The organism is Enterobacter sp. 18A13, assembly GCF_007035975.1.
Classification (GTDB): Bacteria; Pseudomonadota; Gammaproteobacteria; order Enterobacterales; family Enterobacteriaceae; genus Enterobacter; species Enterobacter vonholyi.
The window spans coordinates 1,703,520-1,727,772 of the sequence record NZ_AP019634.1; the positions used below are offsets into that span (position 1 = coordinate 1,703,520).

Annotated in this window: 29 protein-coding genes; 12 read left to right on the forward strand and 17 right to left on the reverse strand. The window is 52.5% G+C overall.

Annotated features, from left to right (window positions below; translation table 11 throughout):
* Positions 1 to 93: 93 nt before the first annotated feature.
* Positions 94 to 576, forward strand: coding sequence for a DUF1097 domain-containing protein (locus FOY93_RS08255; RefSeq protein WP_127730361.1), 483 nt, complete (start codon positions 94 to 96; stop codon positions 574 to 576).
* A 43-nt stretch (positions 577 to 619) separates the two neighbouring features.
* Here the strand turns inward: FOY93_RS08255 and csgG are convergent, their stop codons facing one another.
* The 4 genes from csgG to csgD are packed head-to-tail and all read right to left on the reverse strand — an operon-like array spanning position 620 to position 2,961.
* Complete coding sequence (gene csgG / locus FOY93_RS08260; protein ID WP_021240792.1) at positions 620 to 1,453, reverse strand: curli production assembly/transport protein CsgG; 834 nt, start codon at positions 1,451 to 1,453, stop codon at positions 620 to 622.
* A gap of 26 nt (positions 1,454 to 1,479) precedes the next feature.
* The gene (csgF, locus tag FOY93_RS08265; protein ID WP_023311106.1) at positions 1,480 to 1,893 is read right to left on the reverse strand and encodes a curli production assembly/transport protein CsgF; all 414 of its coding nucleotides are present in this window, start codon (positions 1,891 to 1,893) and stop codon (positions 1,480 to 1,482) included.
* A gap of 23 nt (positions 1,894 to 1,916) precedes the next feature.
* The gene (csgE, locus tag FOY93_RS08270) at positions 1,917 to 2,306 is read right to left on the reverse strand and encodes a curli production assembly/transport protein CsgE (protein WP_008500845.1); all 390 of its coding nucleotides are present in this window, start codon (positions 2,304 to 2,306) and stop codon (positions 1,917 to 1,919) included.
* 4 nt (positions 2,307 to 2,310) lie between these two features.
* A complete protein-coding gene (gene csgD, locus FOY93_RS08275) occupies positions 2,311 to 2,961 on the reverse strand; it encodes a biofilm master transcriptional regulator CsgD (RefSeq protein ID WP_021240790.1) in 651 nt (216 codons plus the stop codon).
* 764 nt (positions 2,962 to 3,725) lie between these two features.
* Between csgD and csgB the strand changes: the two genes are divergently transcribed.
* The 5 genes from csgB to ymdB all read left to right on the forward strand — a co-directional run bounded on the left by csgB (position 3,726) and on the right by ymdB (position 6,204).
* Complete coding sequence (gene csgB, locus FOY93_RS08280; RefSeq protein ID WP_111966173.1) at positions 3,726 to 4,181, forward strand: curli minor subunit CsgB; 456 nt, start codon at positions 3,726 to 3,728, stop codon at positions 4,179 to 4,181.
* A gap of 41 nt (positions 4,182 to 4,222) precedes the next feature.
* Entirely contained in the window at positions 4,223 to 4,675 is a 453-nt protein-coding gene (csgA, locus tag FOY93_RS08285; RefSeq protein WP_008500842.1) for a curli major subunit CsgA, read from the forward strand.
* 61 nt (positions 4,676 to 4,736) lie between these two features.
* Positions 4,737 to 5,069, forward strand: a complete 333-nt coding sequence (gene csgC, locus FOY93_RS08290; RefSeq protein WP_133294153.1) for a curli assembly chaperone CsgC — start codon at positions 4,737 to 4,739, stop codon at positions 5,067 to 5,069.
* A gap of 164 nt (positions 5,070 to 5,233) precedes the next feature.
* The gene (locus tag FOY93_RS08295) at positions 5,234 to 5,554 is read left to right on the forward strand and encodes a YmdA family protein (protein ID WP_047742227.1); all 321 of its coding nucleotides are present in this window, start codon (positions 5,234 to 5,236) and stop codon (positions 5,552 to 5,554) included.
* Between the two features lie 107 nt (positions 5,555 to 5,661).
* Positions 5,662 to 6,204 carry an O-acetyl-ADP-ribose deacetylase gene (gene ymdB / locus FOY93_RS08300; protein ID WP_133294154.1) on the forward strand — a complete coding sequence of 181 codons (543 nt, stop codon included), beginning with the start codon at positions 5,662 to 5,664 and terminating at the stop codon, positions 6,202 to 6,204.
* 33 nt (positions 6,205 to 6,237) lie between these two features.
* Here the strand turns inward: ymdB and mdoC are convergent, their stop codons facing one another.
* Entirely contained in the window at positions 6,238 to 7,377 is a 1,140-nt protein-coding gene (gene mdoC / locus FOY93_RS08305; protein ID WP_133294155.1) for a glucans biosynthesis protein MdoC, read from the reverse strand.
* Positions 7,378 to 7,631: 254 nt separating this feature from the next.
* Between mdoC and mdoG the strand changes: the two genes are divergently transcribed.
* The 3 genes from mdoG (at position 7,632) to FOY93_RS08320 (ending at position 12,018) form a co-directional block, all read left to right on the forward strand.
* Entirely contained in the window at positions 7,632 to 9,185 is a 1,554-nt protein-coding gene (gene mdoG / locus FOY93_RS08310; RefSeq protein WP_111966168.1) for a glucans biosynthesis protein MdoG, read from the forward strand.
* The gene (mdoH, locus tag FOY93_RS08315) at positions 9,178 to 11,706 is read left to right on the forward strand and encodes a glucans biosynthesis glucosyltransferase MdoH (protein ID WP_115874713.1); all 2,529 of its coding nucleotides are present in this window, start codon (positions 9,178 to 9,180) and stop codon (positions 11,704 to 11,706) included. The genes mdoG and mdoH overlap by 8 nt, the downstream gene beginning before the upstream one ends.
* Before the next feature lie 84 nt (positions 11,707 to 11,790).
* On the forward strand, positions 11,791 to 12,018 hold the full coding sequence (locus FOY93_RS08320) for a YceK/YidQ family lipoprotein (protein ID WP_143344927.1): 228 nt from the start codon (positions 11,791 to 11,793) through the stop codon (positions 12,016 to 12,018).
* A 6-nt stretch (positions 12,019 to 12,024) separates the two neighbouring features.
* Here the strand turns inward: FOY93_RS08320 and FOY93_RS08325 are convergent, their stop codons facing one another.
* The 3 genes from FOY93_RS08325 to FOY93_RS08335 form a co-directional block, all read right to left on the reverse strand.
* Complete coding sequence (locus FOY93_RS08325) at positions 12,025 to 12,399, reverse strand: MysB family protein (RefSeq protein ID WP_115874714.1); 375 nt, start codon at positions 12,397 to 12,399, stop codon at positions 12,025 to 12,027.
* A gap of 97 nt (positions 12,400 to 12,496) precedes the next feature.
* The gene (gene mdtG, locus FOY93_RS08330) at positions 12,497 to 13,714 is read right to left on the reverse strand and encodes a multidrug efflux MFS transporter MdtG (protein ID WP_115874715.1); all 1,218 of its coding nucleotides are present in this window, start codon (positions 13,712 to 13,714) and stop codon (positions 12,497 to 12,499) included.
* A 140-nt stretch (positions 13,715 to 13,854) separates the two neighbouring features.
* Complete coding sequence (locus tag FOY93_RS08335) at positions 13,855 to 14,781, reverse strand: Kdo(2)-lipid IV(A) acyltransferase (protein ID WP_143344928.1); 927 nt, start codon at positions 14,779 to 14,781, stop codon at positions 13,855 to 13,857.
* 221 nt (positions 14,782 to 15,002) lie between these two features.
* On the opposite strand from FOY93_RS08335, the gene trhO reads away from it, so the two are divergent.
* Positions 15,003 to 16,052 (forward strand): oxygen-dependent tRNA uridine(34) hydroxylase TrhO, encoded by a 1,050-nt coding sequence (gene trhO / locus FOY93_RS08340; RefSeq protein WP_111965842.1) that lies wholly within the window; start codon positions 15,003 to 15,005, stop codon positions 16,050 to 16,052.
* Positions 16,053 to 16,093: 41 nt separating this feature from the next.
* Here the strand turns inward: trhO and FOY93_RS08345 are convergent, their stop codons facing one another.
* The 9 genes from FOY93_RS08345 to mdtH all read right to left on the reverse strand — a co-directional run bounded on the left by FOY93_RS08345 (position 16,094) and on the right by mdtH (position 22,772).
* Complete coding sequence (locus FOY93_RS08345) at positions 16,094 to 16,672, reverse strand: YceI family protein (protein WP_133294157.1); 579 nt, start codon at positions 16,670 to 16,672, stop codon at positions 16,094 to 16,096.
* 1 nt (position 16,673) lies between these two features.
* Entirely contained in the window at positions 16,674 to 17,240 is a 567-nt protein-coding gene (locus tag FOY93_RS08350; protein ID WP_111965848.1) for a cytochrome b, read from the reverse strand.
* Between the two features lie 208 nt (positions 17,241 to 17,448).
* Complete coding sequence (locus FOY93_RS08355) at positions 17,449 to 17,562, reverse strand: YceO family protein (protein WP_032639612.1); 114 nt, start codon at positions 17,560 to 17,562, stop codon at positions 17,449 to 17,451.
* 60 nt (positions 17,563 to 17,622) lie between these two features.
* A complete protein-coding gene (solA, locus tag FOY93_RS08360; protein ID WP_143344929.1) occupies positions 17,623 to 18,741 on the reverse strand; it encodes an N-methyl-L-tryptophan oxidase in 1,119 nt (372 codons plus the stop codon).
* A gap of 116 nt (positions 18,742 to 18,857) precedes the next feature.
* Entirely contained in the window at positions 18,858 to 19,112 is a 255-nt protein-coding gene (gene bssS / locus FOY93_RS08365; protein WP_008500827.1) for a biofilm formation regulator BssS, read from the reverse strand.
* Positions 19,113 to 19,385: 273 nt separating this feature from the next.
* Entirely contained in the window at positions 19,386 to 19,631 is a 246-nt protein-coding gene (gene dinI, locus FOY93_RS08370; RefSeq protein WP_008500826.1) for a DNA damage-inducible protein I, read from the reverse strand.
* Between the two features lie 74 nt (positions 19,632 to 19,705).
* Positions 19,706 to 20,752 carry a dihydroorotase gene (gene pyrC, locus FOY93_RS08375; RefSeq protein WP_143344930.1) on the reverse strand — a complete coding sequence of 349 codons (1,047 nt, stop codon included), beginning with the start codon at positions 20,750 to 20,752 and terminating at the stop codon, positions 19,706 to 19,708.
* 127 nt (positions 20,753 to 20,879) lie between these two features.
* Positions 20,880 to 21,440 (reverse strand): lipoprotein, encoded by a 561-nt coding sequence (locus FOY93_RS08380; RefSeq protein WP_127730376.1) that lies wholly within the window; start codon positions 21,438 to 21,440, stop codon positions 20,880 to 20,882.
* Positions 21,441 to 21,563: 123 nt separating this feature from the next.
* Complete coding sequence (gene mdtH, locus FOY93_RS08385; protein ID WP_136194677.1) at positions 21,564 to 22,772, reverse strand: multidrug efflux MFS transporter MdtH; 1,209 nt, start codon at positions 22,770 to 22,772, stop codon at positions 21,564 to 21,566.
* A gap of 236 nt (positions 22,773 to 23,008) precedes the next feature.
* Between mdtH and rimJ the strand changes: the two genes are divergently transcribed.
* The gene (rimJ, locus tag FOY93_RS08390; protein WP_008500822.1) at positions 23,009 to 23,593 is read left to right on the forward strand and encodes a ribosomal protein S5-alanine N-acetyltransferase; all 585 of its coding nucleotides are present in this window, start codon (positions 23,009 to 23,011) and stop codon (positions 23,591 to 23,593) included.
* A 9-nt stretch (positions 23,594 to 23,602) separates the two neighbouring features.
* A complete protein-coding gene (locus tag FOY93_RS08395; protein WP_111965528.1) occupies positions 23,603 to 24,253 on the forward strand; it encodes a YceH family protein in 651 nt (216 codons plus the stop codon).

Sequence of the window (24,253 nt, forward strand, 5' to 3'; positions counted from 1 at the left end):
AGGTCACATAAATTCTGCAATCTTGCATTTCAAATTGCACATAATGTACTTCTGATCGCATTTCTATGGTGCGCTTCTGCTAAGATGCGCGCCATGAACATATTACTTTGTATCGCAATAACGACGGGCATTCTCTCCGGACTTTGGGGATGGGTGGCCGTGTCTCTCGGATTACTCAGCTGGGCCGGATTCCTTGGCTGTACGGCATATTTCGCCTGCCCGCAGGGGGGCGTCAAAGGGCTCTTTATCTCTGGCTGCACCCTGATGAGCGGTGTTATCTGGGCGCTGGTGATCATGAAAGGCAGCGCGCTGGCGCCGCATCTGGAGATGCTGGGATACGTGATGACGGGCGTTGTTGCCTTTTTAATGTGCATCCAGGCTAAGCATCTGCTGCTTTCATTTGTTCCTGGAACCTTTATGGGGGCGTGTGCGACCTTTGCAGGGCAGGGTGACTGGAAGCTGGTGGTCCCCTCCCTGGCGCTGGGGTTGCTGTTTGGCTATGCCATGAAAAACAGCGGTCTTTGGCTGGCGTCGCGGCGGGAAAAAGCGCAAAACGTCACGGCAGTGAGCGAATAAAAAAAGGCGAGATAATCATCTCGCCTTTTTTATGCGCTTCCTGTCAGGATTCCGGAGGGACTGACATATCGCGGTATTTCACCAGTATGGGGTTCTGCACGTCTGCTTTGTTTTGCAGATCCCACAGCCCGCGGTCAATACCGTCGTTGATTAAGAAGATCACGCCGGTTTCAATGGCTGACATCAGACACATCATGACCGGCTCGTTGGAGGTGTAGCCAATTTCACCCTCCAGCAAACGCTGGTAATCGATGAAGCGGAATACCCCTGCCTGAACTTCATAGGACAGTATGGTTTTGCTGGTGTTCACCGAAGAGAGCACTTCGCCTGTACTGACGTTGACCACACGCAGGTTAACGGCAATTTGGTCGAGCTGGTATTGGGTATCCGCGCCGATACCGAAATACCGCGCGCCCGCTCCACCCGATTTAACGTTACTTTCGTAGCCAATAATCGATCCTTCAATCATCACGTTCGCTGCCGCCAGAGATTCCAGAGGCGTACGGTTATTGGCCGCGACGGTACCATTTTCCTGTGCTGCACGAATGATTTTACGTTCATTCAACAGGTTCTGGAGACCCTGACGTTCCAGGGGAATAAACCAGTGCGAATCCTTGAGCGCGGTAACCAGCATCGCGGTGGCGCTTTGCGGCACGGCCGTGGAGAAGTTACTTGCCGGGTAAGGTTTGAATTGCCCGGTTTCATCCTGAATGTTGTATACGGAGACAAATATTTTCCCCGTTGGAGCAGGTAAATGCGTTAAATCACGATAACTCTGGGCCCGAGGCATTAACGTAGGTTTTGCAGCTTCTTTAGGTGGAGCAGTTAAACAACCGCTCAATAAGCACACTGCAACAAAAATCAGGAAGCGCTGCATGATCGTTGTCCTTATTTAGCTATTGTTTAAAAGTCAGTTGAATTACTTTGTAGACCGGAAACCTGAATGGTGGAGATTCTTCCGGTTTTACGATCGGTCACGTTCAACTGAAGCTGTCCGTCAGTGTTGGCGATATCAACGATAAAGTCGTTGGTCACCATCCGGCCGGGTTTACCGGTATTAATGTTGGTCAGTAACCCACCTAAAATCTGCGACTGAATAGCTTGAGTGAAGTTGTCCAGTGCGGACGGGGTATCAATGCTAAAATCCTTTAAGCTGGGATCCTTATAGGAGTTTTGCGCCTGAGCTTCATTCAGCAGGAACGCGCCGTTGTTAGGGTTACCGCCAAAGTTAGGGTTACGGAACTGAAACGTCATGTTTCCGGCCCAGCTTATGGGTGTTATTAGCATTATCGAAACAACTGCATATGCAATACGCATGACAGCCTCCGCATATCGGTTCGCTAGAACTCGTCTTTTGCTAAATCGCTAGTGCTTAATAGGGCTTTATCTATTTGCAGGCGATTAATAGCGTCTTCTGATTGTGCCAGTGCCAGGGCTACGTTTTTATCGAAGTCCATTTTTGTGGGGAATAAAAACGTTTGATAAATAACGTACTGATTAGCCGTTATTGTTATCCAACTTCCCCATCGTGCACTGGGCCGCTCGTTGATCGTTATATTTCCGGTATAAGTACTGTCCCATTTATCACTAAAGGCACGGTAAAAACTGTGCCCGACCGATGAAACAGTGTGGTCTGTTAACAATCCGGGAACTTCGACCTCGACGGCCTTCAGATTCCCGGCAGCGAGCAGGAAACTCGCTGCGGCGATCCAACTCAACGTGCGCTTCATGTGATTAACGCCTGAGGTTATCGTTTGCCCACGAAACAGCCTGAGTTCTGTTTTTCACAGCTATCTTCTTGAAAAGATTATAAAGGTGCGTCTTTACCGTATTTTCGCTGATAAATAACGAACGGGCGATTTCAATATTTGAAGCACCAATGCGTAACTTATTCAGGATCTCTTTCTCACGGTGCGTGAGCAGTGCTGACTCTGAGCTGTTATAACGATAATTTCCCGAGTGCGTGATGAGATAACTGGCAAGCTTTTGCGAAAAATAACACTCTCCGCGCAATATACCTTGCAGACCCTCAACTACCCGGTCTTCTTCTTCTGTGACGTAGAACACGCCATTGATATGCGGCCAGCTTTCAATATCTCTGAAAGGATATTCATCAGGCGTATTCAACAATAGCACACGGATATTGTTGTTTTTCCTGCTTAAAATATCTTGCCAGTAATGGATAAGTTTTTTATCCGCTTCCATCATATCGAAAAGAATGATGCTGCCAGGTGCAATATCATCAAAAGAACGTTGAATATTATGCAATTTCCCGTTCAGTGATAAAGATTGCTTTAAATGTTGTAATAATGCTGTCGCTTGCAGAGAAGGTTTTGTGATCAACAGTAATGTATGACCATGTAAACTATGGACTTCATTATACATGATGAAACCCCACTTTAATTGGCACCTGGCAGCTGTCCTCCTGTTTAAAAGAGGACACCAGAAGTACTGACAGATGTTGCACTGCTGTGTGTAGAATCAGACCATAACCTCCACAGGGAGGTAAATATAAAACCAATTTCGTACATCTAATTTCAATCTAGCTTTTACGAAGTTTAAAGCAAGTGTTAAACATGTAACATAATGTAAAAATCAATATTAATTTGTGAAATTGAGTTGTTTTGAATGGCGAGAATTGATGAGAAAGTTGTACACATAAATAGAGCTGCACAGATTTTAAAAATCATACAAATATTTTTAATTGCATGATTTAAATGGATATTTATTATTTTTATAAAGCAATAATTTTGTATGAGTTACAGGTTTTTACTAAGCCCTCGAATGAGCAGCAGTCTGGCTTAAGAAAAGAGACCTCGTGTCACGTGCTGAGAAAAAATGTTCTCATGCCGTTACGTTTAAACACCCCGGGAGGAGGCTTGGACAGCTTTTATCTTGCTGTACAACCCTTTCGAAAAATGCATTTAATAAAAAATATAAGCTGGCCTGAATAAAGTGGTTTTTGATGTAAATTACGACTTTGTGGTGATCTGAAAAATAAAAATAAGCCGCGCGGGTGAGATATTTAAAATGTTTCAGCGGACATACTCTTCACCGTAACGACGCGTTAACACAAAACGAATCGTTTTTACATGTGACACTGTTATAGAGTTATGGAGTTATTCAATAACCAGGTCCAGGGTGACAACATGAAATACACATCGTTATTTATGATGTTTACATTACTGGGTGCGCCTGGATTTGTAACCGCAGCGAATTCAGATTTAGCAAATGCTGAATATAACTTTGCGGTTAACGAATTAAGTCTTTCATCACTCAATCAGGCAGCCATTATTGGTCAACAGGGTGTTTTCAATGACGCTCAGGTTCGCCAGGAAGGTTCGAAACTATTGTCCATTGTTTCCCAGGATGGGGCAGGCAACAGAGCGAGAGTTGATCAATCAGGGAGTTACAATATAGCCTGGATCGATCAGAGCGGAAACGCGAATGATGCAGGTATTACGCAAGATGGATACGGTAATAGCGCGAAAATTATCCAGAAAGGGTCGGGTAATAGAGCAAATATTACGCAGTACGGTACGCAGAAAACCGCAGTTGTAGTGCAGAAACAGTCGCAAATGGCGATTAACGTTATTCAACATTAGCGCTTTCGCGACGACTTTAATCAATCCGATGGGGGTTTACCATGAAATTTCTCAAAGTGGCAGCGCTTGCAGCAATCGTAGTTTCTGGTAGTGCTATGGCGGGTTCTATTAATCAGGGCGGCTGGGGTCATGGGCATGGTCATGGCGGATACAGTGGTCCAAATTCAACCCTGAATATTTATCAGGACGGTGGCGGTAACTCCGCGGTTGCTCTGCAGACAGACGCCAGAAATTCCGTGCTGAATATTACCCAGAAAGGTGGCGGTAACGGCGCTGACGTTGGTCAGGGTTCTGATGACAGTAAAATCAACCTGACCCAGAAAGGATTCGGCAACAGTGCAACACTTGATCAGTGGAACAGTAAAAAATCTGTTATGAACGTTAGCCAGTCCGGCGGCTTTAACGGCGCACTCGTTGACCAGACTGCCTCTAACTCTACTGTCAACGTTACCCAGATCGGTTTTGGTAACCACGCGACAGCTCATCAGTACTGATACTGAAATCTGTGCTACAAAAAAACAGGGCATCAGCCCTGTTTTTTTTCGGGAGTTCATCATGAATACCTTAATTCTCCTGGCCGCGCTTTCCAGTCAGATCACCTTCAAAACGTCGCAGCAGGAAAATATGACCACCATTATTCCTCAGGTCACTCTTACGCAGTCGTGTGATTGTCAGGTTCAGATTGTTTCTTTACGAGAAGGGCAGGGGGGGCAAAGTTCTTCCCGGCAGCAAAACACACTTTTTATACCCGCTAATCAGACGATTGATTTAATGCGCCTGAGTTTAAATATTAATGCAGGAGACACGGTAAAAATCGTTGTCACCGTTACAGATGGAAAATCGCTTCATTTATCACAACAGTGGTCGCCAGCGGAACGCCCGCTATAAAAATGTATTAAATCAATATGTTGTGAATGTGGCGGGTCTGTGCCGTTGAGCTATGCTGATATCAGGGACCAGGTCGTTATGTTCCGTAACGTGAAACTTCGTTTGCCGTAATAAATGAAGCGCGTTTACCCCTCATGGACGATTTTCATTGAGGAGTACCTATAATGAACAACTATTTTGCTCGACTCGTAGCAGGTCTGGGTCTGGTCGTTTCTGCTTTGAGTATCCCGGCTTATTCGGCCACAGTTGTTGACGGCGGTGTCATACATTTTCGCGGTGCTATCGTCGCCGACCCTTGTGAAGTCACTCCGCAGAAGCAACAATTTGCAATGTCATGTCCAAATAATAACCGTATGCAAACGCGTATGGTCAGCTATGAAGAGGCGCTTAACGGGAAAGTGAGCGACTCAAACCTGGCAACGCTCAATATGAAATACCTTAATCCTGAAAAAACGCTTGCAGTTATTGAAATCCAGTATCGCTAATGCGCGTTCTCTCCGCTCTGCGGTGGAAGAGGATTTTTTCTGATAGTTTTTTCTCCCGGTCACCTCTGCGATACACTTAAGAAAAAGGCGGATTGCAGAGGGGCTTTATGAAACCGCAAATTGAAATTATTCAAGGCGATATTACGACAATGCACGTCGACGTCATCGTCAATGCGGCCAATCCTTCCCTGATGGGGGGAGGCGGTGTGGACGGGGCTATTCACCGTGCTGCCGGACCGCAGCTGCTCGAAGCCTGTAAAACCGTGCGGCAACAGCAGGGCGAATGTCCTCCCGGTCATGCGGTAATTACGCTGGCGGGCAATCTGCCCGCCAGAGCGGTTATTCATGCCGTTGGGCCCGTCTGGCACGGTGGCGATCGGCACGAGGCGAGTATTCTGGAAGAGGCTTACCGGAACTGTCTGCGACTGGCCGCCGACAACGGTTATAAAACGATGGCGTTCCCGGCTATCAGCACCGGCGTGTATGGTTATCCTAAGGCGGCAGCCGCAACGATCGCTGTAGAAACCGTTTACCGCTATCTGTCGTTAAAACCGCTGCCAGAGAAGGTGATTTTTGTCTGTTTTGACGACGACACCACGCATCTTTATCAGCGGCTTCTGACTCAGCGCAAACAAGAGCTGGAAAGCTGAAGCAAACGCGGCGCATCTGGTGCGCCGCGTGGTTTATGAGGCTTTTGCCTGCGGTTTTCCTGAAAAGAGGAAACGCAGGAGCGGGATCCGCAGATGGATTTCGTAAAGTACGATCGCCACCCCTACCACAAAAACCAGCCCGGTAAAGAAGCCCAGCGTGTTGGAGGCGATGTGCGGTGTGATGTAAGCCCCGAAGAAAAGCGTCAACGGATGATGCACCAGATAGATAAACAGTGATGCATTAACGAAGTAAGTCACGCGGCTGGACTTAAAGTTCAGCAAACGATGGCCCAGCGCGAATACCACGTTCACCATCCACAGGCCCAGCAGCATCGTGATCACGCTTTCCGTTTCATACATCCAGGCGTCGCCGCTGCCGTAGCGCTGATTCAGCAGATATGCAGCGAACGCGAAGGTTGCCCCCAGCGCGCACCACGGTGACGGGGTGACAAACAGCGATTTAAGCTTTGGATGAATAAAAGCCAGCGCGCCGATTAAAAAGAACGGAATGTAGAACAGTGACTGCATCACCACGAAATTAAATAACCCGTCGCTCAAAATAGGCGGATAGACGATAAGCAGCGTCCGTCGCACGGCGGCATAAGCGATCCCCAACAGCAAGAATAGCACTGACAGTTTGCCCATCGTAACGTTGGCGAAGAAGGTGTCGGCTTTTGCGCTCAGATGGTGGCGCAGGCGGCTAAAAATCAACAGACTTACCGTTGTGAGCACCACAAGGACCAGCAGGAACCACAGGTGAGACACCAACTCCCAGACCAGCGTATTGTACTTTTCATACAGCGTCAGATTCGGCCAGTTCTCCGCTTTGCCTTTGACGTATTGCAGCATAATGAACTGAGGCAGCGTCAGCAGCGGAATTGCGGTGAGCATGGGGATGCCCACGCGCTCCACGCGTACTTTCCACCATCGCTTAAGCGGGTATCGCAGAAACAGCATGTAAGAAAAATAGCCGGATATGACGAAGAAAACCTGCATACGAAAGGCGTGAATAAAGTCGTTAAACAGCGTCAGCCACCAGGAGGGCATCTGGCTATTCACGTGCCAGGTATGGCTGGAGTAAATCAGTGAAATGTGAAAGGGGATCCCCAATAGCATCAGCCAGGCCCTGATCGAGTCGAGGAAATATTCACGTTCTGTTGGTGTTGTGCTCATATAACGTTGTGCATTCTCAGACTTTTCGTCTTATCCCTAAGACTCATAATGGTTACATTCGAAGCCAACCCTACACCAAGACCGACACCCTGTCTCCAGGATAAGCACGCAAAGTGAATAGCGGGTTCTTTCATTTGCTTAATCCATGAGCCAGCAGCTGAACAAAGCAGTGATAATGTTGTCGGATTGCCTGAGTTTCCATTAAAATGGATCGGATCGATATAAGCACACAAAGGGGGAAGTGCTTACTTATTATGAAACATAAACCACAGATGATGAAAATGCGTTGGTTGGGTGCTGCAGTGGTGTTATCACTGTATACCTCATCGGCACTGGCCTTTAACATCGACGATGTCGCAAAACAGGCAAAATCGATGGCAGGCAAGAGCTACGAAGCGCCGAAAAGTAACTTGCCCTCCGTTTTCCGCGACATGAAGTATGCGGACTATCAGCAGATCCAGTTCAATCACGACAAAGCGTACTGGAGCAATATTAAAACCCCGTTCAAGCTTGAGTTTTATCATCAGGGTATGTACTTCGACACGCCTGTTGCCATCAATGAAGTGACGGCAACAGCGGTACGTAAGATCAAATACAGCCCGGATTACTTTAATTTTGGCAATGTGCAACACGACAAAGATACGGTGAAAGACCTGGGCTTCGCAGGCTTTAAGGTGCTTTACCCGATCAACAGCAAAGATAAAAACGACGAAATCGTCAGTATGCTTGGTGCCAGCTACTTCCGCGTGATTGGCGCGGGGCAGGTATACGGGCTTTCTGCGCGCGGACTGGCTATTGATACCGCGCTACCATCAGGTGAAGAGTTCCCACGTTTCCGTGAGTTCTGGATTGAACGTCCAAAACCAACGGATAAACGTCTGACTATTTACGCGCTGCTGGATTCGCCGCGTGCGACCGGGGCCTATCGCTTTGTGATTATGCCGGGCCGCGACACGGTGGTTGACGTACAGTCTAAGGTTTACCTGCGTGATAAAGTGGGCAAACTGGGCGTTGCGCCGCTGACCAGCATGTTCCTGTTTGGGCCGAACCAGCCGTCACCGGCAACCAACTTCCGCCCGGAACTGCACGACTCCAACGGTCTGTCGATTCATGCCGGTAACGGTGAGTGGATCTGGCGTCCGCTGAATAACCCGAAACATCTGGCGGTGAGCAGCTTCGCGATGGAAAACCCACAAGGTTTTGGCCTGCTGCAGCGTGGTCGTCAGTTCTCCCGTTTTGAAGATTTGGACGATCGCTATGACCAGCGTCCAAGCGCCTGGGTCACGCCAAACGGTGACTGGGGTAAAGGTAAGGTCGAACTGGTAGAAATTCCAACCAACGACGAAACCAACGATAACATCGTTGCTTACTGGACGCCGGATCAGCTGCCGGAAGCCGGTAAAGAGATGAACTTCAAGTACACCATTACCTTCAGCCGCGACGAAGATAAGCTGCATGCGCCGGATAACGCGTATGTGATGCAGACTCGCCGCTCAACGGGTGATGTGAAGCAGTCTAATCTGATTCGTCAGCCTGACGGCACCGTGGCGTTTGTCGTGGACTTCACGGGCCAGGATATGAAGAAACTGGCACCGGATACCGCCGTTGCCGCTCAGGCCAGCATCGGTGATAACGGTGAAATCGTTGAGAATACCGTGCGTTACAACCCGGTAACCAAAGGCTGGCGTCTGACCCTGCGCGTGAAAGTGAAAGATCCGAAACAGACCACTGAAATGCGTGCTGCGCTGGTCAGTAACGATCAGCCGCTGAGTGAAACCTGGAGCTATCAGCTACCTGCCAATGAATAATACATCTGAATATATTGATGCCATGCCGCTGACGGATATCGAAAAAGCGGCACTGCCTAAGAGCGACATCCGCGCGGTTCACACCGCGCTGGATGGTGAACATCGTCAGTTTTCCCGTGATGATGATACGCCGCTTGGGTCAGTCAAGGCGCGTCTGGAGCAGGCCTGGCCGGACTCGCTGGCGGAAGGGCAGTTGATTAAAGACGATGAAGGACGCGATCAGCTTCAGGCGATGCCGAAGGCCACGCGTTCCTCTATGTTCCCCGATCCGTGGCGCACCAACCCGGTGGGTCGCTTCTGGGATCGCCTGCGTGGACGTGATGTGACGCCGCGCTATCTGTCACGCCTGACGAAAGAAGAGCAGGCGTCTGAACAGAAATGGCGTACCGTGGGGACAATCCGTCGCTATATCCTGCTGCTTCTAACGCTTGCGCAGACGGTCGTCGCGACCTGGTATATGAAAACCATCCTGCCGTATCAGGGCTGGGCATTCATAAACCCGACGGACATGATGGGCCAGGATCTCTGGGTCTCCTTCATGCAGCTGCTGCCGTACATCCTGCAGAGCGGCATCCTTCTGCTGTTCGCGGTTCTCTTCTGCTGGGTCTCAGCCGGCTTCTGGACCGCGCTGATGGGCTTCCTGCAGCTGCTGATGGGGCGTGACAAATACAGCATTTCAGCATCAACGGTCGGGAATGAACCCCTCAATCCTGAGCACCGTACCGCGCTGATTATGCCTATCTGTAACGAAGACGTTGACCGCGTATTCGCGGGGCTGCGCGCAACCTGGGAGTCCGTAAAGGCCACCGGCAACGCGGAGCATTTCGACGTTTACATCCTGAGCGACAGCTACAACCCGGATATCTGCGTTGCAGAGCAAAAAGCCTGGATGGAGCTGATTGCGGAAGTGCAGGGCGAAGGCCAGATCTTCTACCGCCGCCGTCGTCGTCGTGTGAAGCGTAAAAGCGGTAACATTGATGACTTCTGCCGTCGCTGGGGTAACCAGTACAGCTACATGGTGGTGCTGGATGCTGACTCCGTCATGAGCGGAGATTGCCTGAGTGGTCTGGTGCGTCTGATGGAAGCCAACCCGAACGCGGGTATTATCCAGTCCTCCCCAAAAGCGTCCGGAATGGACACCCTTTATGCACGCTGCCAGCAGTTCGCAACCCGTGTTTACGGGCCGCTGTTTACGGCGGGTCTGCACTTCTGGCAACTGGGTGAATCGCACTACTGGGGTCACAACGCGATTATCCGCGTGAAGCCGTTCATTGAGCACTGTGCGCTGGCGCCGCTGCCGGGCGAGGGGTCGTTTGCCGGCTCTATTCTGTCGCACGACTTCGTAGAAGCGGCGCTGATGCGTCGTGCTGGCTGGGGCGTCTGGATTGCCTACGACCTGCCGGGATCGTACGAAGAGCTGCCGCCGAACCTGCTGGACGAGCTCAAGCGTGACCGCCGCTGGTGTCATGGTAACCTGATGAACTTCCGCCTGTTCCTTGTTAAAGGGATGCACCCGGTTCACCGTGCGGTGTTCCTGACCGGCGTGATGTCGTATCTCTCCGCACCGCTGTGGTTTATGTTCCTTGCGCTCTCCACCGCGCTGCAGGTTGTCCATGCCCTGACGGAGCCGCAATACTTCCTGCAACCGCGGCAGCTGTTCCCGGTTTGGCCGCAGTGGCGTCCGGAGCTGGCGATCGCGCTGTTTGCCTCGACCATGGTGCTGCTGTTCTTGCCTAAGCTGCTCAGCATCATCCTGATCTGGTGCAAAGGCTCGAAAGAGTACGGCGGTTTCTTCCGCGTGACCCTTTCACTGCTGCTGGAAGTCCTGTTCTCCGTGCTGCTGGCGCCGGTGCGTATGCTGTTCCACACCGTGTTCGTGGTCAGCGCATTCCTGGGCTGGGAGGTGGTCTGGAACTCACCGCAGCGTGATGACGACTCCACGCCGTGGAGCGAAGCCTTTATGCGCCATGGTTCTCAGCTGCTGCTGGGTCTGGTGTGGGCGGCCGGGATGGCGTGGCTGGATCTGCGTTTCCTGTTCTGGCTGGCGCCGATTGTCTTCTCGCTAATCCTGTCGCCGTTTGTCTCCGTGATCTCCAGCCGTTCGACGGTGGGGCTGCGGACCAAACGCTGGAAGCTGTTCCTGATCCCGGAAGAGTATTCCCCGCCGCAGGTGCTGGTGGATACCGATCGTTACCTGGAGCAGAACCGAAATCGCACGCTGGATGACGGCTTCATGCACGCCGTGTTTAACCCGTCATTCAACGCCCTGGCAACGGCTATGGCGACGGCGCGTCACCGCGCAAGCCAGGTGCTGGAGATTGCCCGCGATCGTCACGTAGAGCAGGCGCTTAACGAGACTCCGGAAAAACTCAACCGCGACCGTCGTCTGGTCCTGCTGAGCGACCCGGTCACGATGGCGCGTCTTCACTACCGCGTGTGGTCCGCTCCGGAGAGATACTCTTCGTGGGTAAACTACTATAAGGAACTGAAACTTAACCCGCTGGCGTTGAAGGCGAAGTAAGTTGTTAAGTAGGGCGGGTAAGCGAAGCGCCTCCCGCCAAATAAAATACCGGCTTAATCGCCGGTATTTTTTTAGAGGTTACTCATGAAAATAATCATCGTCGTACTGATGGCATGCCTGCTCAGCGGCTGCGGCAGTATCATCAGTCGCACCATTCCAGGGCAAGGCCACGGGAATCAGTATTACCCTGGCGTGAAATGGGATCTCCGTGATTCCGCATGGCGCTACCTGACCGTGCTCGATCTGCCATTCTCGCTGATTTTCGACACGCTGCTGCTGCCGATTGATGCCGGCCACGGCCCTTACGAATAACCTACATTAACGTTCGTCCCACTCATCGGCTGCGGTTTGACCTTCTTCCGTATCAAGCGGCGGCTCGAGCTGAAACTCACCCTCATCCCACTCGTGCAGGGTGTTCTCTTCCAGCCATTCCTGCCGAAGTTCGATTTCTTCATAGTCGCCGTCAAAGACGGCCTGCGCACCTTCACCACTTAATATCGGCAAACATTCCCCTTCTTCACCTTCATCGGCAAAGAATTCGGCCTGCCACATAATATCCCCATCCTGCAGAACGTATTTCTGGATATTAAGCTGTTGCACGTCAGCATCTTCTTCTTCAACGCCGGGGTTGTCGGCGAGGAACTCTTCACGAGCGGCATCAATAGCTTCTTCCAGCGTGGCGTACATGGTCATTGGTGTCTCCCTGTTTTCCAGAAGGTTTCAGGGAAAGAATAGCTGAATATCCGATTCTGCAAGTATGAATACGAAAATAAGCTGTCAGGCGTTCGTCTTATTCCGTCACCGGCCGTAACGCGCGGGATAAACTAAACCATGAATAAATGGCATTGAACAACACGACGCCCGCCGTCACGATAAAGACGGCGCGAAAACCGAAGCTGGCGGAGACCCCAGCCCCGAGCAGCGGTCCGGTGACGTTACCGATGTCCCGGAACGACTGGTTATAGCTGAAAATACGCCCGGCAATCTGGTTCGTGGAGTTGTAAACCAGCAGGGTCTGTACGGCGGGCAGTAACGCGCCGTCGGCGGCTCCCAGTAAAAAGCGCAGGACGCCCAGCTGCCATGGCGTTTGCACCATCGACATCGGGATAAGCAGCAGGACGGAAATCACCAGCGCGCAGATCAGTATTTTTTCCGGACCCACCCGGTCCCCCAGTTTTCCGAGCCTCGGGGCGCTCAGCAGCGCCGCTACGCCGGGCACGGATGCAATGAGTCCGCTGATGAATGCAATGTTGCTGACGTTACCCGCCAGATCGCGAACGTAAAGCGTCAGAATAGGGGCAATCGACCCGGTAGCCACCTGGATAATCATTGTCGTCACGAACAGGCTCAGCACCAGTCTGGGATTTTTGAGCGAGGTCAGCACTTCCCTGGCGTGGAGCATCTCTTTTTTGGCGACTGGCGTGAAGTTTTCACGAATACAGAGCAAGGTGACGATGAAGCACAGGAACAACACGCTGGCGGTGATAAAGAAAACCGGCCGCAGTCCATAGCTATCGGCCAGGAGTCCGCCGGCCAGTGGCCCCAGCAGGGCACCGCTCACGCCGCCGGTTGAGAGCGTGCCCAGCGCCCAGCCGCTTTTATGGCGGGGAATTTGTGTGGCAATCAGGGCGTTCGCGTTGGGAATAAATCCTCCCAGCAGGCCCAGCAGCGCGCGCAAAATCAGGAACTGCCAGACGTTTTGCGCCACGCCCATCAGCGCCATGATGATGGCCATCCCCAGCGCCGAACGCAGCAGCATGATTTTTCGCCCCTTGCGGTCGGCAAGGCCGCCCCAGAAGGGTGAGGCTATCGCGGAAAACAGGAACGTGATGCTGAATACCAGGCCGGACCACATATTGAGCGCACTGTGGCCCGTCACGCCCAGCTGTTCGACGTAGAGCGGCAGGAAAGGCATAACCAGGCTAAACGCCGCGCCGGTGAGGAAACAGCCAAGCCACGCAACCGTGAGGTTACGCTTCCAGTTTATGGGGGCATCTGAGGGTGACATAACAATCCGCATAATGAGGTGCTGAGCACCTGAAGCATGAAGTAATAAGCCTGCTAATTATGCGCCTGGGTTATGAATGCCGCAATGAGAGGGAGCTTTTAAAGCTAAAACAGCATGCGGCCCTGAGGGCCGCATGAGGATTAATAGCGAGACGGCGTGCCTTGTGGCCGCGTTTTAAAGCGGCGGTGCAACCACATGTACTGCTCGGGCGCCAGCATAATGCACTTCTCCACAACGCAGTTCATCCAGCGCGCGGTAGTTTCCGCATCGTCGAGCGGCGGCGCGAGTTCCGGCTCCAGCATCATCAGCTCGTAGCCTGAACCATCCGGCTTACGGCGGGGAACAAAAGGCACGATGGCGGCTTTGGACATCCGCGCCAGCATCCAGGTTCCGGTCGTTGTGGCGGCCTCTTCAACGGCGAAGAAGGGGACAAATACGCTGGCCTGCGGGCCATAGTCGTGGTCGGGGGCGTACCAGACCACTTCACCGGATTTCAGCGCGCGGATCATTCCCTTCAGATCTTTACGGTCGATCATGCTTTTGTTGGAGCGCATGCGGCCGTTGGTCTGGATTAAATCGATGACCGGGTTATCGTTAGGGCGATAAACGCCAATGCCCGGCGCCTGCATGCCGAACATGCGCGCCCCGATTTCGAGCGTCAGGAAATGGACGCCAATCAGCAGAACGCCCGTCTGGTTGGCCTGAAGCGTATGCACCGGATCCATGCCGGTGCCCGTCACCTCGCTCCAGCGAGCCATGCGTTTGTCCGGCCAGAACCACGCCATGCCGGTTTCCATAAGGCCCATCCCGACGGATTCGAAATTCTTCGCGACCATATCGTGACGCTCTGACTCGCTCATCTGCGGAAAACACAGCTCAAGATTGCGGTACGCGATTCTGGCTCGACGTTTCATAAACAGTTGCGCGAAGCGGCCCAGAAATTTACCCAACCGAAAAATAACAGGGTAGGGAAGCTGTACCAGAAGCCATAAAAAGCCGATGCCAAGCCAGGTCAACCAATAGCGGGGATGCAAAAGGGCGGCAGTAAATTTTGGTAACTGGGTCATGTCTTTCCTGTGTTCAAACGTCCTGTTTTGCTAGTGTCTCATTTTTTGAGACGTAGCCAAAATATCTGCTTTCGAAGCGTGCACGAATACAGCAATTGTTAAGCCTGATTAATCAGGGTGTGTGAAATGTAGCGTAAATTGTGTGGATGTAAATTGGTTTTGTTTGCTATATGATGCCGACCGATTTTTCATTCTCTCTAACGAATCCAGGACTGTACACCATGCCAGTGTTACATAACCGCGTTTCGAATGAGATGTTAAAAGCGCGTATGTTGGCTGAAACCGAACCGCGCACAACCATCTCATTCTATAAATACTTCACGATCGACGATCCGCAGGCGACCCGCGATGCGCTTTATCAGGCGTTCACGGCGCTTAACGTCTTCGGCCGCGTCTACCTTGCCCGTGAAGGCATCAACGCGCAGATTAGCGTACCGGAAAGCAAAGTCAGCGCCTTCCGTGACGTACTTTATCAGTTTGACCCTGCACTCGACGGCTTACGCCTGAACATTGCCCTGGATGATGACGGGAAATCCTTCTGGGTGCTGCGAATGAAGGTGCGTGAACGCATCGTGGCGGACGGTATCGACGATCCTGAGTTTAACCCGTCGGACGTCGGTGAATACCTCAAGGCGGCGGAAGTGAATGCGATGCTGGACGATCCGGATGCCGTATTCATTGATATGCGTAACCACTATGAGTACGAAGTGGGACATTTCGAGAACGCGATGGAAATTCCGGCTGATACCTTCCGCGAGCAATTGCCCAAAGCGGTTGAGATGATGCAGGAGCATAAAGATAAAAAGATCGTTATGTACTGCACCGGCGGTATCCGCTGTGAGAAAGCCAGCGCGTGGATGAAGCACAACGGCTTCAATAAGGTCTGGCACATTGAAGGCGGCATTATCGAGTACGCCCGCCGCGCCCGCGAGCAGGGGTTGCCGGTACGCTTTATCGGGAAAAACTTTGTCTTTGACGAGCGGATGGGTGAGCGTATCTCTGAAGACGTTATTGCCCAGTGCCATCAGTGCGGCGCGCCGTGCGATACCCACACCAACTGCAAAAACGACGGCTGCCATCTGCTGTTCATTCAGTGCCCGGCCTGTGCCGAGAAGTTTAACGGCTGCTGTAGCGAGCTGTGCAGTGAAGAGAGCATCCTGCCGGAAGAAGAGCAGCGTCGCCGTCGCGCAGGACGTGAAAACGGCAACAAGATTTTTAATAAATCACGCGGTCGTCTGAATACCAAACTGGGTATCCCTGACCCGGAATGATAATAACGCCCGGCACGGTGAAAACCTGCCGGGCGAAGTTATTATGATTTCTGCTGTACCCCTTCAACGGAAATAATCAGCTCCACGTCCTGAGACGCCGGGCCTAAATCCGTTGTGATATTAAAATCTTTCAGGTGAATTTTCCCTGCCGCTTCAAAGCCTGCGCGTTTACCGCCCCACGGATCGTCACCCTGGCCCAGTAATTTAGCATCAAGCGTGACCGGTTTGGTTACGCCGTTAAGCGTCAGGTTGCCGGTAATATTCAGCTTATCACCGTCTTTCTTCACCTCAGTAGAAGTGAAGGTCGCCTGCGGGAATTTCGCGACGTTGAGGAACTCCCCACTGCGCAGGTGTTTATCGCGCTCTGCGTGGTTCGTGTCGACGCTGTTCGTATTAATCGTCACATTGACTTTATCGGCCGCGGGATTTTTCTCGTCAAAAGTGAACGTGCCGTCAAAATCCTTAAAGGTGCCGTACAGCCAGCTGTAGCCCAGGTGCTGAATACGGAAATTGACGAAAGCGTGCTGGCCCTCTTTATCAATTTTATAATCCGCCGCCACGGCATTACCGGCGGTGAATAACAGAGAACCCAGGGCGATACCCAGCAGGTGTTTTTTCATTTTATGCTCCAGAGTCAACTGACGAGCGGCCAAGCATGCGCTTTAGCGTATCGTCTTTATCAATAAAATGGTGCTTGAGGGCGGCAAGCCCGTGCAGCACGGAGAGGATCACCACGCTCCAGGCAAGCCAGAGGTGAACTACCCCCGCCGTATCGGCCTGCGCCCCGGCATCGCTAAGCGTTGCCGGAACCTCGAACAGGCCAAAAACGTTAATCGGCTTACCGTCAGCCGTCGAAATGAGATAGCCGCTAATCAGGATGGCAAACAGCAGCGCATAGAGGGCAATATGCGCGGCGACTGCACTAACGCGGGTAAATTTGCTGTGTGACGTTGGCGCGGCGGGCGGCGGGGAGATATGTCGCCAGATCACGCGGAAGACCAGCCCCAGCATCAGCAGGACACCAATACTTTTATGCAACTCTGGCGCCTGGTGATACCAGCCATCGTAATAGCTGAGCGTGACCATCCAGAGCCCAAGTCCAAACATACCGTAGACGGCAAGAGCAAATATCCAGTGCAAACTTATGGATATTATTCCGTAGCGCCGGGAGGAGTTACGCAATTGCATCAGAATGTCCATTTTCATATTAACCGAAAGGTAAAAATGAACGGGAAGAGGTGATATTGCAACTGAAATAATTGTCTATTGATTTTTATTTTATTTATTTCAGCGTTTTTGAACAGGATCAATAAATGTAATTCAATGTCTTCGTGCAAGATGAAATTGAGAGTTTCAGCAAAGCTAAATAAACGTCAATTATTGTCAATCATGGTTTTCAATAAAATACGATGTAAACAAAATCAATAATGGCCAGCAGCGCCCACAGTAAGATATAGAGCATAAAATGCTCGCGAATATTATTCATAAGAAAGTTAACGATCCTGCGCATAACGCCCCAACATGCAGTGTAAATGAAACGGGCTCCGGGACGTCCGGAGCCCGTGGCGGATTATCCGTTAAATCGCGAGAGGGAGAAGGGCGTCAGATCAAACTGCGGCGTGATGCCCTGGGCAAACTGTGCGGCGATCTCGCCCAGCACGGACGCGAACTTAAAGCCATGGCCGCTCAGCCCGGTAATCAGCAGGACGTTGTCATGCCCCGGCAGGGTGTCAATGATAAAGTCTTCATCCGGCGTGTTGTCGTAGGTACAGGCCGCGCCATACAGCAAGCCACCGACGCCTGGAAGAATATTGCGCAGGAACGAGAAGGCCTCTGAACCATCCTGTGGGAAGGCGCCGAAGGGCTTACGCTCGTCAGGAGAGGCGATAGCCTGGCCCCCGTTGTGTTTACCGATTTTCAGCGCGTCTTTCTCGGAAGGGAAACCGTAGAACTGATCGCCATTCGGCAATTCGCCGGTAAAGGCCGGGAATTTATTCTGCGCGCTGTAGCGCCCATCCGACTGGAACCAGGAGAAGACCTTACGCACCGGCTGGACAGGCAGTTCCGGCAGCAGGCGCGTGACCCAGGTTCCTGCGCTGACGAGCAGGCGGGACGCTGAATAGTCGCCGTCAATAGTCGTTACCGTGACGCCATTCTCGTCATGGGTGATAGCCTCTACCGGACAGTTAAACAGCTGCGCGCAGCCGGCTTTCGCGGCAAGATCGATCCAGGTTTTGATCGCTGTTTCACAGTGCAGCACGCCGGAGTGGGCTTCAAAGAGGCCAATGTAATCGTCGGGGACGGTAATTTCAGGCCAGCGCGCGGTAATGCCCGTCGCGTCCAGCTTCTCGACATCAAGATTAAAGGCTTTTGCGCTGCGCTCGACGCTGGCGAGAAAATCAGAATGGGAAGGGCCAAGGTTGATAACGCCGGTACGCTCGAAAATACGCTCTTCGGTCTGCTTCGCCAGCTCGTCCCACAGCGTCTGGGCGCGAAGCACCAGCGGTACATAGCGCTCGCCTTCTCCATACGCATGGCGCATGAGGCGGGTATCGCCATGATGGCTGCCCTCCGAATGAGGAGGAAGATGGGCATCGATCATCAGGACCTTCAGGCCTGCCTGTGTTGCGTAATAACCGGCGGCGGAACCCACGGAGCCGCTACCAATAATGATTAAGTCGTATCTCATATGCATCTCGTAAACTGATGTTTTGTTAGCAGAGTAATTAACAACGCGGGGTTAGACAAGGGAGAAATAAATAAGGCACCGCGAGGGTGCCTGTAGAGAGAAAAGTGGGCATAAGCTTAGTGCCGTTTATACTCATTTTCCTGATAGTCGCCAGATTCTATTTTTGCAATACCTGCTTCTAAAATAGAAATAAACTGACGGGCGACGTCTGTTGTTAGCCACAGCGTCTGTCCAACTTCCGCTTCTTCACGGTTGAGTTGATTCGGGGTCTGGTAGTGCAAACGCAGCATCAGCGCATCGTAGCTATCTACGGTACTGATATCCCAGCCAACCAGTGGATGGGTCTGGATCACTTCACTATTCTTTTCCATTATAACCCCCTTAATGCGTGTTAGAAGACAACGGCTTTGAGGTTCAATGCATGTTTTTCTGAAAGCATCTTCAGTATACCAAGTAATAAGGGTTCCGACGGGAAAAATAAACAGCTGGCAACACATTTTTCTGCTTTTTAGGATTGTTCGAACAATAAAACACCATCTTGTTCACGATTCTTAAAGAAGATGCCGAATTAATTTGAACTTGCAGGATTTACAGACAAAAAAAAGCCGGGGCGACCCGGCAAAAAACACAATGAGGGAGCAGTGTTAATCTGTGATAAACCAGTCGTCAGCGCTTTCCCACGTTTCCTGCAGGATTTCGCTGATGCGATCTTTATCTTCTTTCGCAGCACCAATGACGGAGAGGTTGTTCGCCGCGGCGTAACGCACCGTTACGGCACCCGCGTTATCGGGAAAGGTGTTGTTAATACGGCGGGATAATTCGCCTGCCAGTGCATCAAGCGCGCCGGCAGGCAGAACGGTAGTTTTGGCTATGGTGACTTCAATACGCATAAATGCCCCCTGTGTAATATACTGTTTATTTATACAGGCATATTATCTGTTTGACAACAAGGGGGATTGATTTTTTAACGTTTTACCGTCCAGTTAACGGTTTCGCCCGCCAGGAATGGGATCAGCGTGTCATCCGTCAGGGCAATGGACTCCTCAACGTGGCTCGCTTTCCGCTCCAGCTCGATGAAGGTGTTGTTGACCGGCAGGCCGTAGAAGCGCGGGCCGTAAAGGGAGCAGAATGCTTCGAAATGTTCCAGCGCGTTCATCTCTTCAAATACGGTTGCGTAGCTGGCAAGCGCCGTTGGGGCGTTGAAGCAGCCTGCGCAGCCGCAGCTCGCCTCTTTACGATGGCGGGCGTGAGGTGCGGAGTCGGTACCGAGGAACGCGCGGGAGAACCCGCTGGCGACCAGCTCGCGCAGCGCCTGCTGGTGGATGTTGCGTTTGAGGATAGGCAGACAGTAGAGGTGAGGGCGCACCCCGCCCACCAGCATGTGGTTACGGTTAAACATCAGGTGCTGAGGCGTAATGGTGGCAGCGATAAGATCGTTGCCGTCACGCACGTACTCTGCCGCGTCTTTGGTGGTGATATGCTCAAATACCACCTTTAGCGCGGGCAGGCGCTGGCGCAAAGGCTCCATCACGGTCTCGATAAAACGGGCTTCACGGTCGAAGATATCAATCTCCGCGTGCGTGACTTCACCATGGACCAGCAGCGGCATACCCAGTTTCTGCATGCGTTCCAGAACCGGCATGATGGCATCAATGCTGGTGACGCCGTGGCTGGAGTTGGTGGTGGCATTCGCCGGGTAGAGTTTCGCTGCCGTAAAGACGCCTTCGTTAAACCCACGCTCCACTTCGTTCGGGTCCAGCGAGTCGGTCAGATAGCAGGTCATCAGCGGGGTAAAATCGTGTCCCGCAGGCACGGCATCCAGGATGCGCTGGCGATAGGCTATCGCGGCATCTACGGTGGTGACTGGTGGAACCAGGTTAGGCATGACAATCGCGCGGCCATAAATTTCGCTGGTATAAGGCACGACGGTTTTCAGCATATCGCCATCGCGCAGATGGATATGCCAGTCGTCAGGGCGGCGGATTTTAAGAACCTGGGGTTGTGCAGTCATGGAAGCTCCGGCTTGTCAGGAATCAGTCATAAGGATGGCTGTTTTTGCCGGACACAAATCATAAGCGGAAACGTTTTCGTTTGCACACTTTTCCGTGAAAAAAAAGGGCGCCGCAGCGCCCTTCAGGTTAATCGGTGAAAGGAATGATAATTTCGCCCGGTTTCACCTCTATGCCCTTTGCGTATTTTTTCGCCAGGGCTTCACCCTTGCTTTTGTCTTCACTTAAGACGTACGCGGGCTGCTGGTTAAAATAATTACGCAGCGACTGGTTCAGATAGGGCATCAGGGTTTGCAGAACCGGTGCCATCTTATCCGGAGACACCTGCGCATCGACCACTTCCATCTCCTGCAGGAAAATCGCCCCTTTCTCTTTGTTGAAAACAGGGAGTGCCTTCAGCTTGAGCTTAATGTTGGCTTTCTGATTGCCAAACAGGGAGGACATATCGAGGTCCGCATCACCGGCCAGTGTGACTTTGTTTGGCTCTTCACGTCCGATCTGGCTACTCAGGTTTGTGAGCACGATATGCGCGTCTGCCAGCCCCGGCACGCCAATGTCTTTCGAGAAATTGTTATGCTTTTCCAGCGCCTGATTAATTTCCTGTTCACTGACGGTATATTGCGTGAGCTGGTTACAGCCAACCAGCAGGCCGCTGACAACTAATGCAGCGGCAAAGACAATTTTCTTCATAGTGTTCCTCAACGAAAAATCGGCGCTTCTGTCCTGTTACGCCAGTATGTCAGCGTGAATTGGCAGAAACCAGCAGAAAAAACTGAGAAGTGGGGCGGGAGAGGCTCCCGCCCGAGGGAAAGGCTACGCGCCAGGCTCGAGCATGCCGCTCGCACTGCGTTTCTGGCTGAACTGCCACCACAGGGCGAGTAGCGTCATAAAGCCCACCGCGCCCAGCATCATCCACGGGAGTTCAGGTTGATTTAACGCTTTGCCGGCATCAAACAACCAGCCGCCCCCGGCGTAACCTAATGCCCCGCCGAGCGCCAGCCCCAGGCGGCTGAACCCCATATAGCTGCCGCGCGCACGCGCATCCGCAAGCGAGGCGCTCAGCGTTTCGCGGGCAGGCTCGGCGATGATTGAGCCAATATAGAACGTGCAAATCAGCGTAAACAGCTGCTGGAGAGAGTTCACCAGACCGATCGGCATCATGCTCAGCGTCATCAGGAGCAGCCCGGCCATCAGGCGATGCTCCAGACGAAAATGCCGTTCGCTCCAGCGGGCAATCGGATAAAGCAGCGTTAACGACAGGCAGGCTTCAATGGCGTACATCCATTTTACGGCTGCAGGCGTGCCCGCAATATCGTTAACCATGATCGGCAGCATCAGCATGACCTGTACGGCCAGCATGTAGTAGCCCGTCAGGGTCAACACATAGGTGACAAAACGCCTGTCGCGCAGGACCCGGCCAAGCCCTTCCCGGACCGGCGCTTTGACCGTCGACAGCTTCCAGGCGGGCAGGAACAGGCCATTAAACAGCGCGCACAGAATAAAGAGCACCGCCCCAGCCGCACAGACCAGACGGAAGTCATACTGCAGCAGCCAGCTTCCCAGCAGGGCGCCGATAACCGCCCCGGCACTGTCCTGCATCATCAGAATCGAGAAGAAACGGCCGCGGTGCTGAGGGCGAATCAGCTTCACCACCAGCGCGGTACGTGGCGGATCGAACAGCGTGCCCCCGATGCCGGAGAGAAAGCAGGAGAACCAGAGCAGCCAGGGCTCCTGGGCGACCGCCATCGTGGCAAACCCTGCCGCGCGCAGCAGCATACCGGTAACGATCATCGGTTTAGCGCCAAAGCGGTCGGCAATGGCCCCGCCAAAGACGCCCAGACCCTGCTGGACAAACTGGCGTAGCCCCAGGGCAATGCCGACCATTAATGCCGCCCAGCCCATTTGATCGACAAAGCGGATCGATATAAGGGGAAAAACGACAAAAAAGCCGAGCACGACCAGCATGTTATCGACGAGCAGGAAATATTTACCCAGGCTCCTGGCCTGTGATACGCGGGACATTTTCCCTCCAGGGAAAATAAGATGGTGAGCACGCTAACATTCTGCGTTGTCGCCGCGTTTTTTCCCACCCCCGGGCGTGACAATATTTTTTTATCAAAAGGCTGCTTTGATAGAGAGTTCTCATCGAAAATAGTGAAAAGCGAGAAAAATGGTATGTCACTGTTTTCACAGACGGCGCAGGCGCAGGTATAGTAAAGCTAATGGGTAAGCAGAAGTGACGGGAAGGAGTGGGATCGATGTTTGGCTATCGCAGTAATGTGCCAAAAGTGCGTCTGACAACGGACAGGCTGGTCGTTCGTCTGGTGCATGAGCGTGATGCCTGGCGTCTGGCGGATTATTACGCCGAGAATCGCCAGTTTTTAAAACCATGGGAACCCGTTCGGGATGAGAGCCATTGTTACCCTTCCGGCTGGCAGGCGCGCCTCAGCATGATTACGGAATTTCACAAGCAGGGCAGCGCGTTTTATTTCGCGCTGCTGGATCCCGAAGAGAAAGAGATTATCGGGATCGCCAATTTTTCAAACGTGGTGCGCGGGTCGTTTCACGCCTGCTACCTTGGCTACTCCATCGGCCAGAAATGGCAGGGACAGGGGCTGATGTACGAGGCGTTAACGGTGGCGATCCGCTATATGCAACGCACGCAGCATATCCATCGCATCATGGCGAACTATATGCCGCATAATCAGCGCAGCGGCAATTTGCTGGCGCGTTTAGGGTTCGAGAAAGAGGGTTACGCCAAAGACTATCTGTTGATAGACGGAGAGTGGCGCGACCACGTTCTGACGGCGTTAACCACCCGGGACTGGACCGCAGGTCGTTAAGGAGAAAAGATGAAGTATCAGCTAAACGGTACAGAAGCGCGCGTGATTGGGTGCTTACTCGAAAAACAGGTCACCACGCCGGAGCAGTATCCGCTCTCCGTCAACGCCGTGACCATGGCCTGCAACCAGAAAACCAACCGCGAGCCGGTGATGAACCTCAGCGAGCATGACGTTCAGGACGTGCTGGATGCGCTGGTAAAACGCCACTATTTGCGCACCGTCAGCGGCTTCGGCAACCGCGTGACCAAGTACGAACAGCGCTTTTGTAACTCCGAATTCGGTGACCTGAAGTTGAGCAGCGCGGAAGTGGCGGTCATCACCACGCTGCTGCTGCGCGGGGCGCAGACGCCGGGAGAACTGCGCACGCGCGCTTCCCGTATGCATGAGTTCAGCGATATGCAGGAGGTCGAGCAGACCCTGGAAGGGCTGGCTTCTCGCGAAGACGGCCCGTACGTGGTGCGTCTGGCGCGCGAGCCGGGCAAACGTGAAAGCCGCTATATGCATCTGTTCAGCGGCGACGTCGATGTCGCTACCGTGGAGAGCGACGCGGTATCCTCAGCAGGCACTGACACTCTTGTCGCGCGCGTAGAAGCGCTGGAAGAAGAGGTCGCCGGGCTGAAACAGCGTCTGGATGCCTTGCTGGCACATCTGGGAGACTGA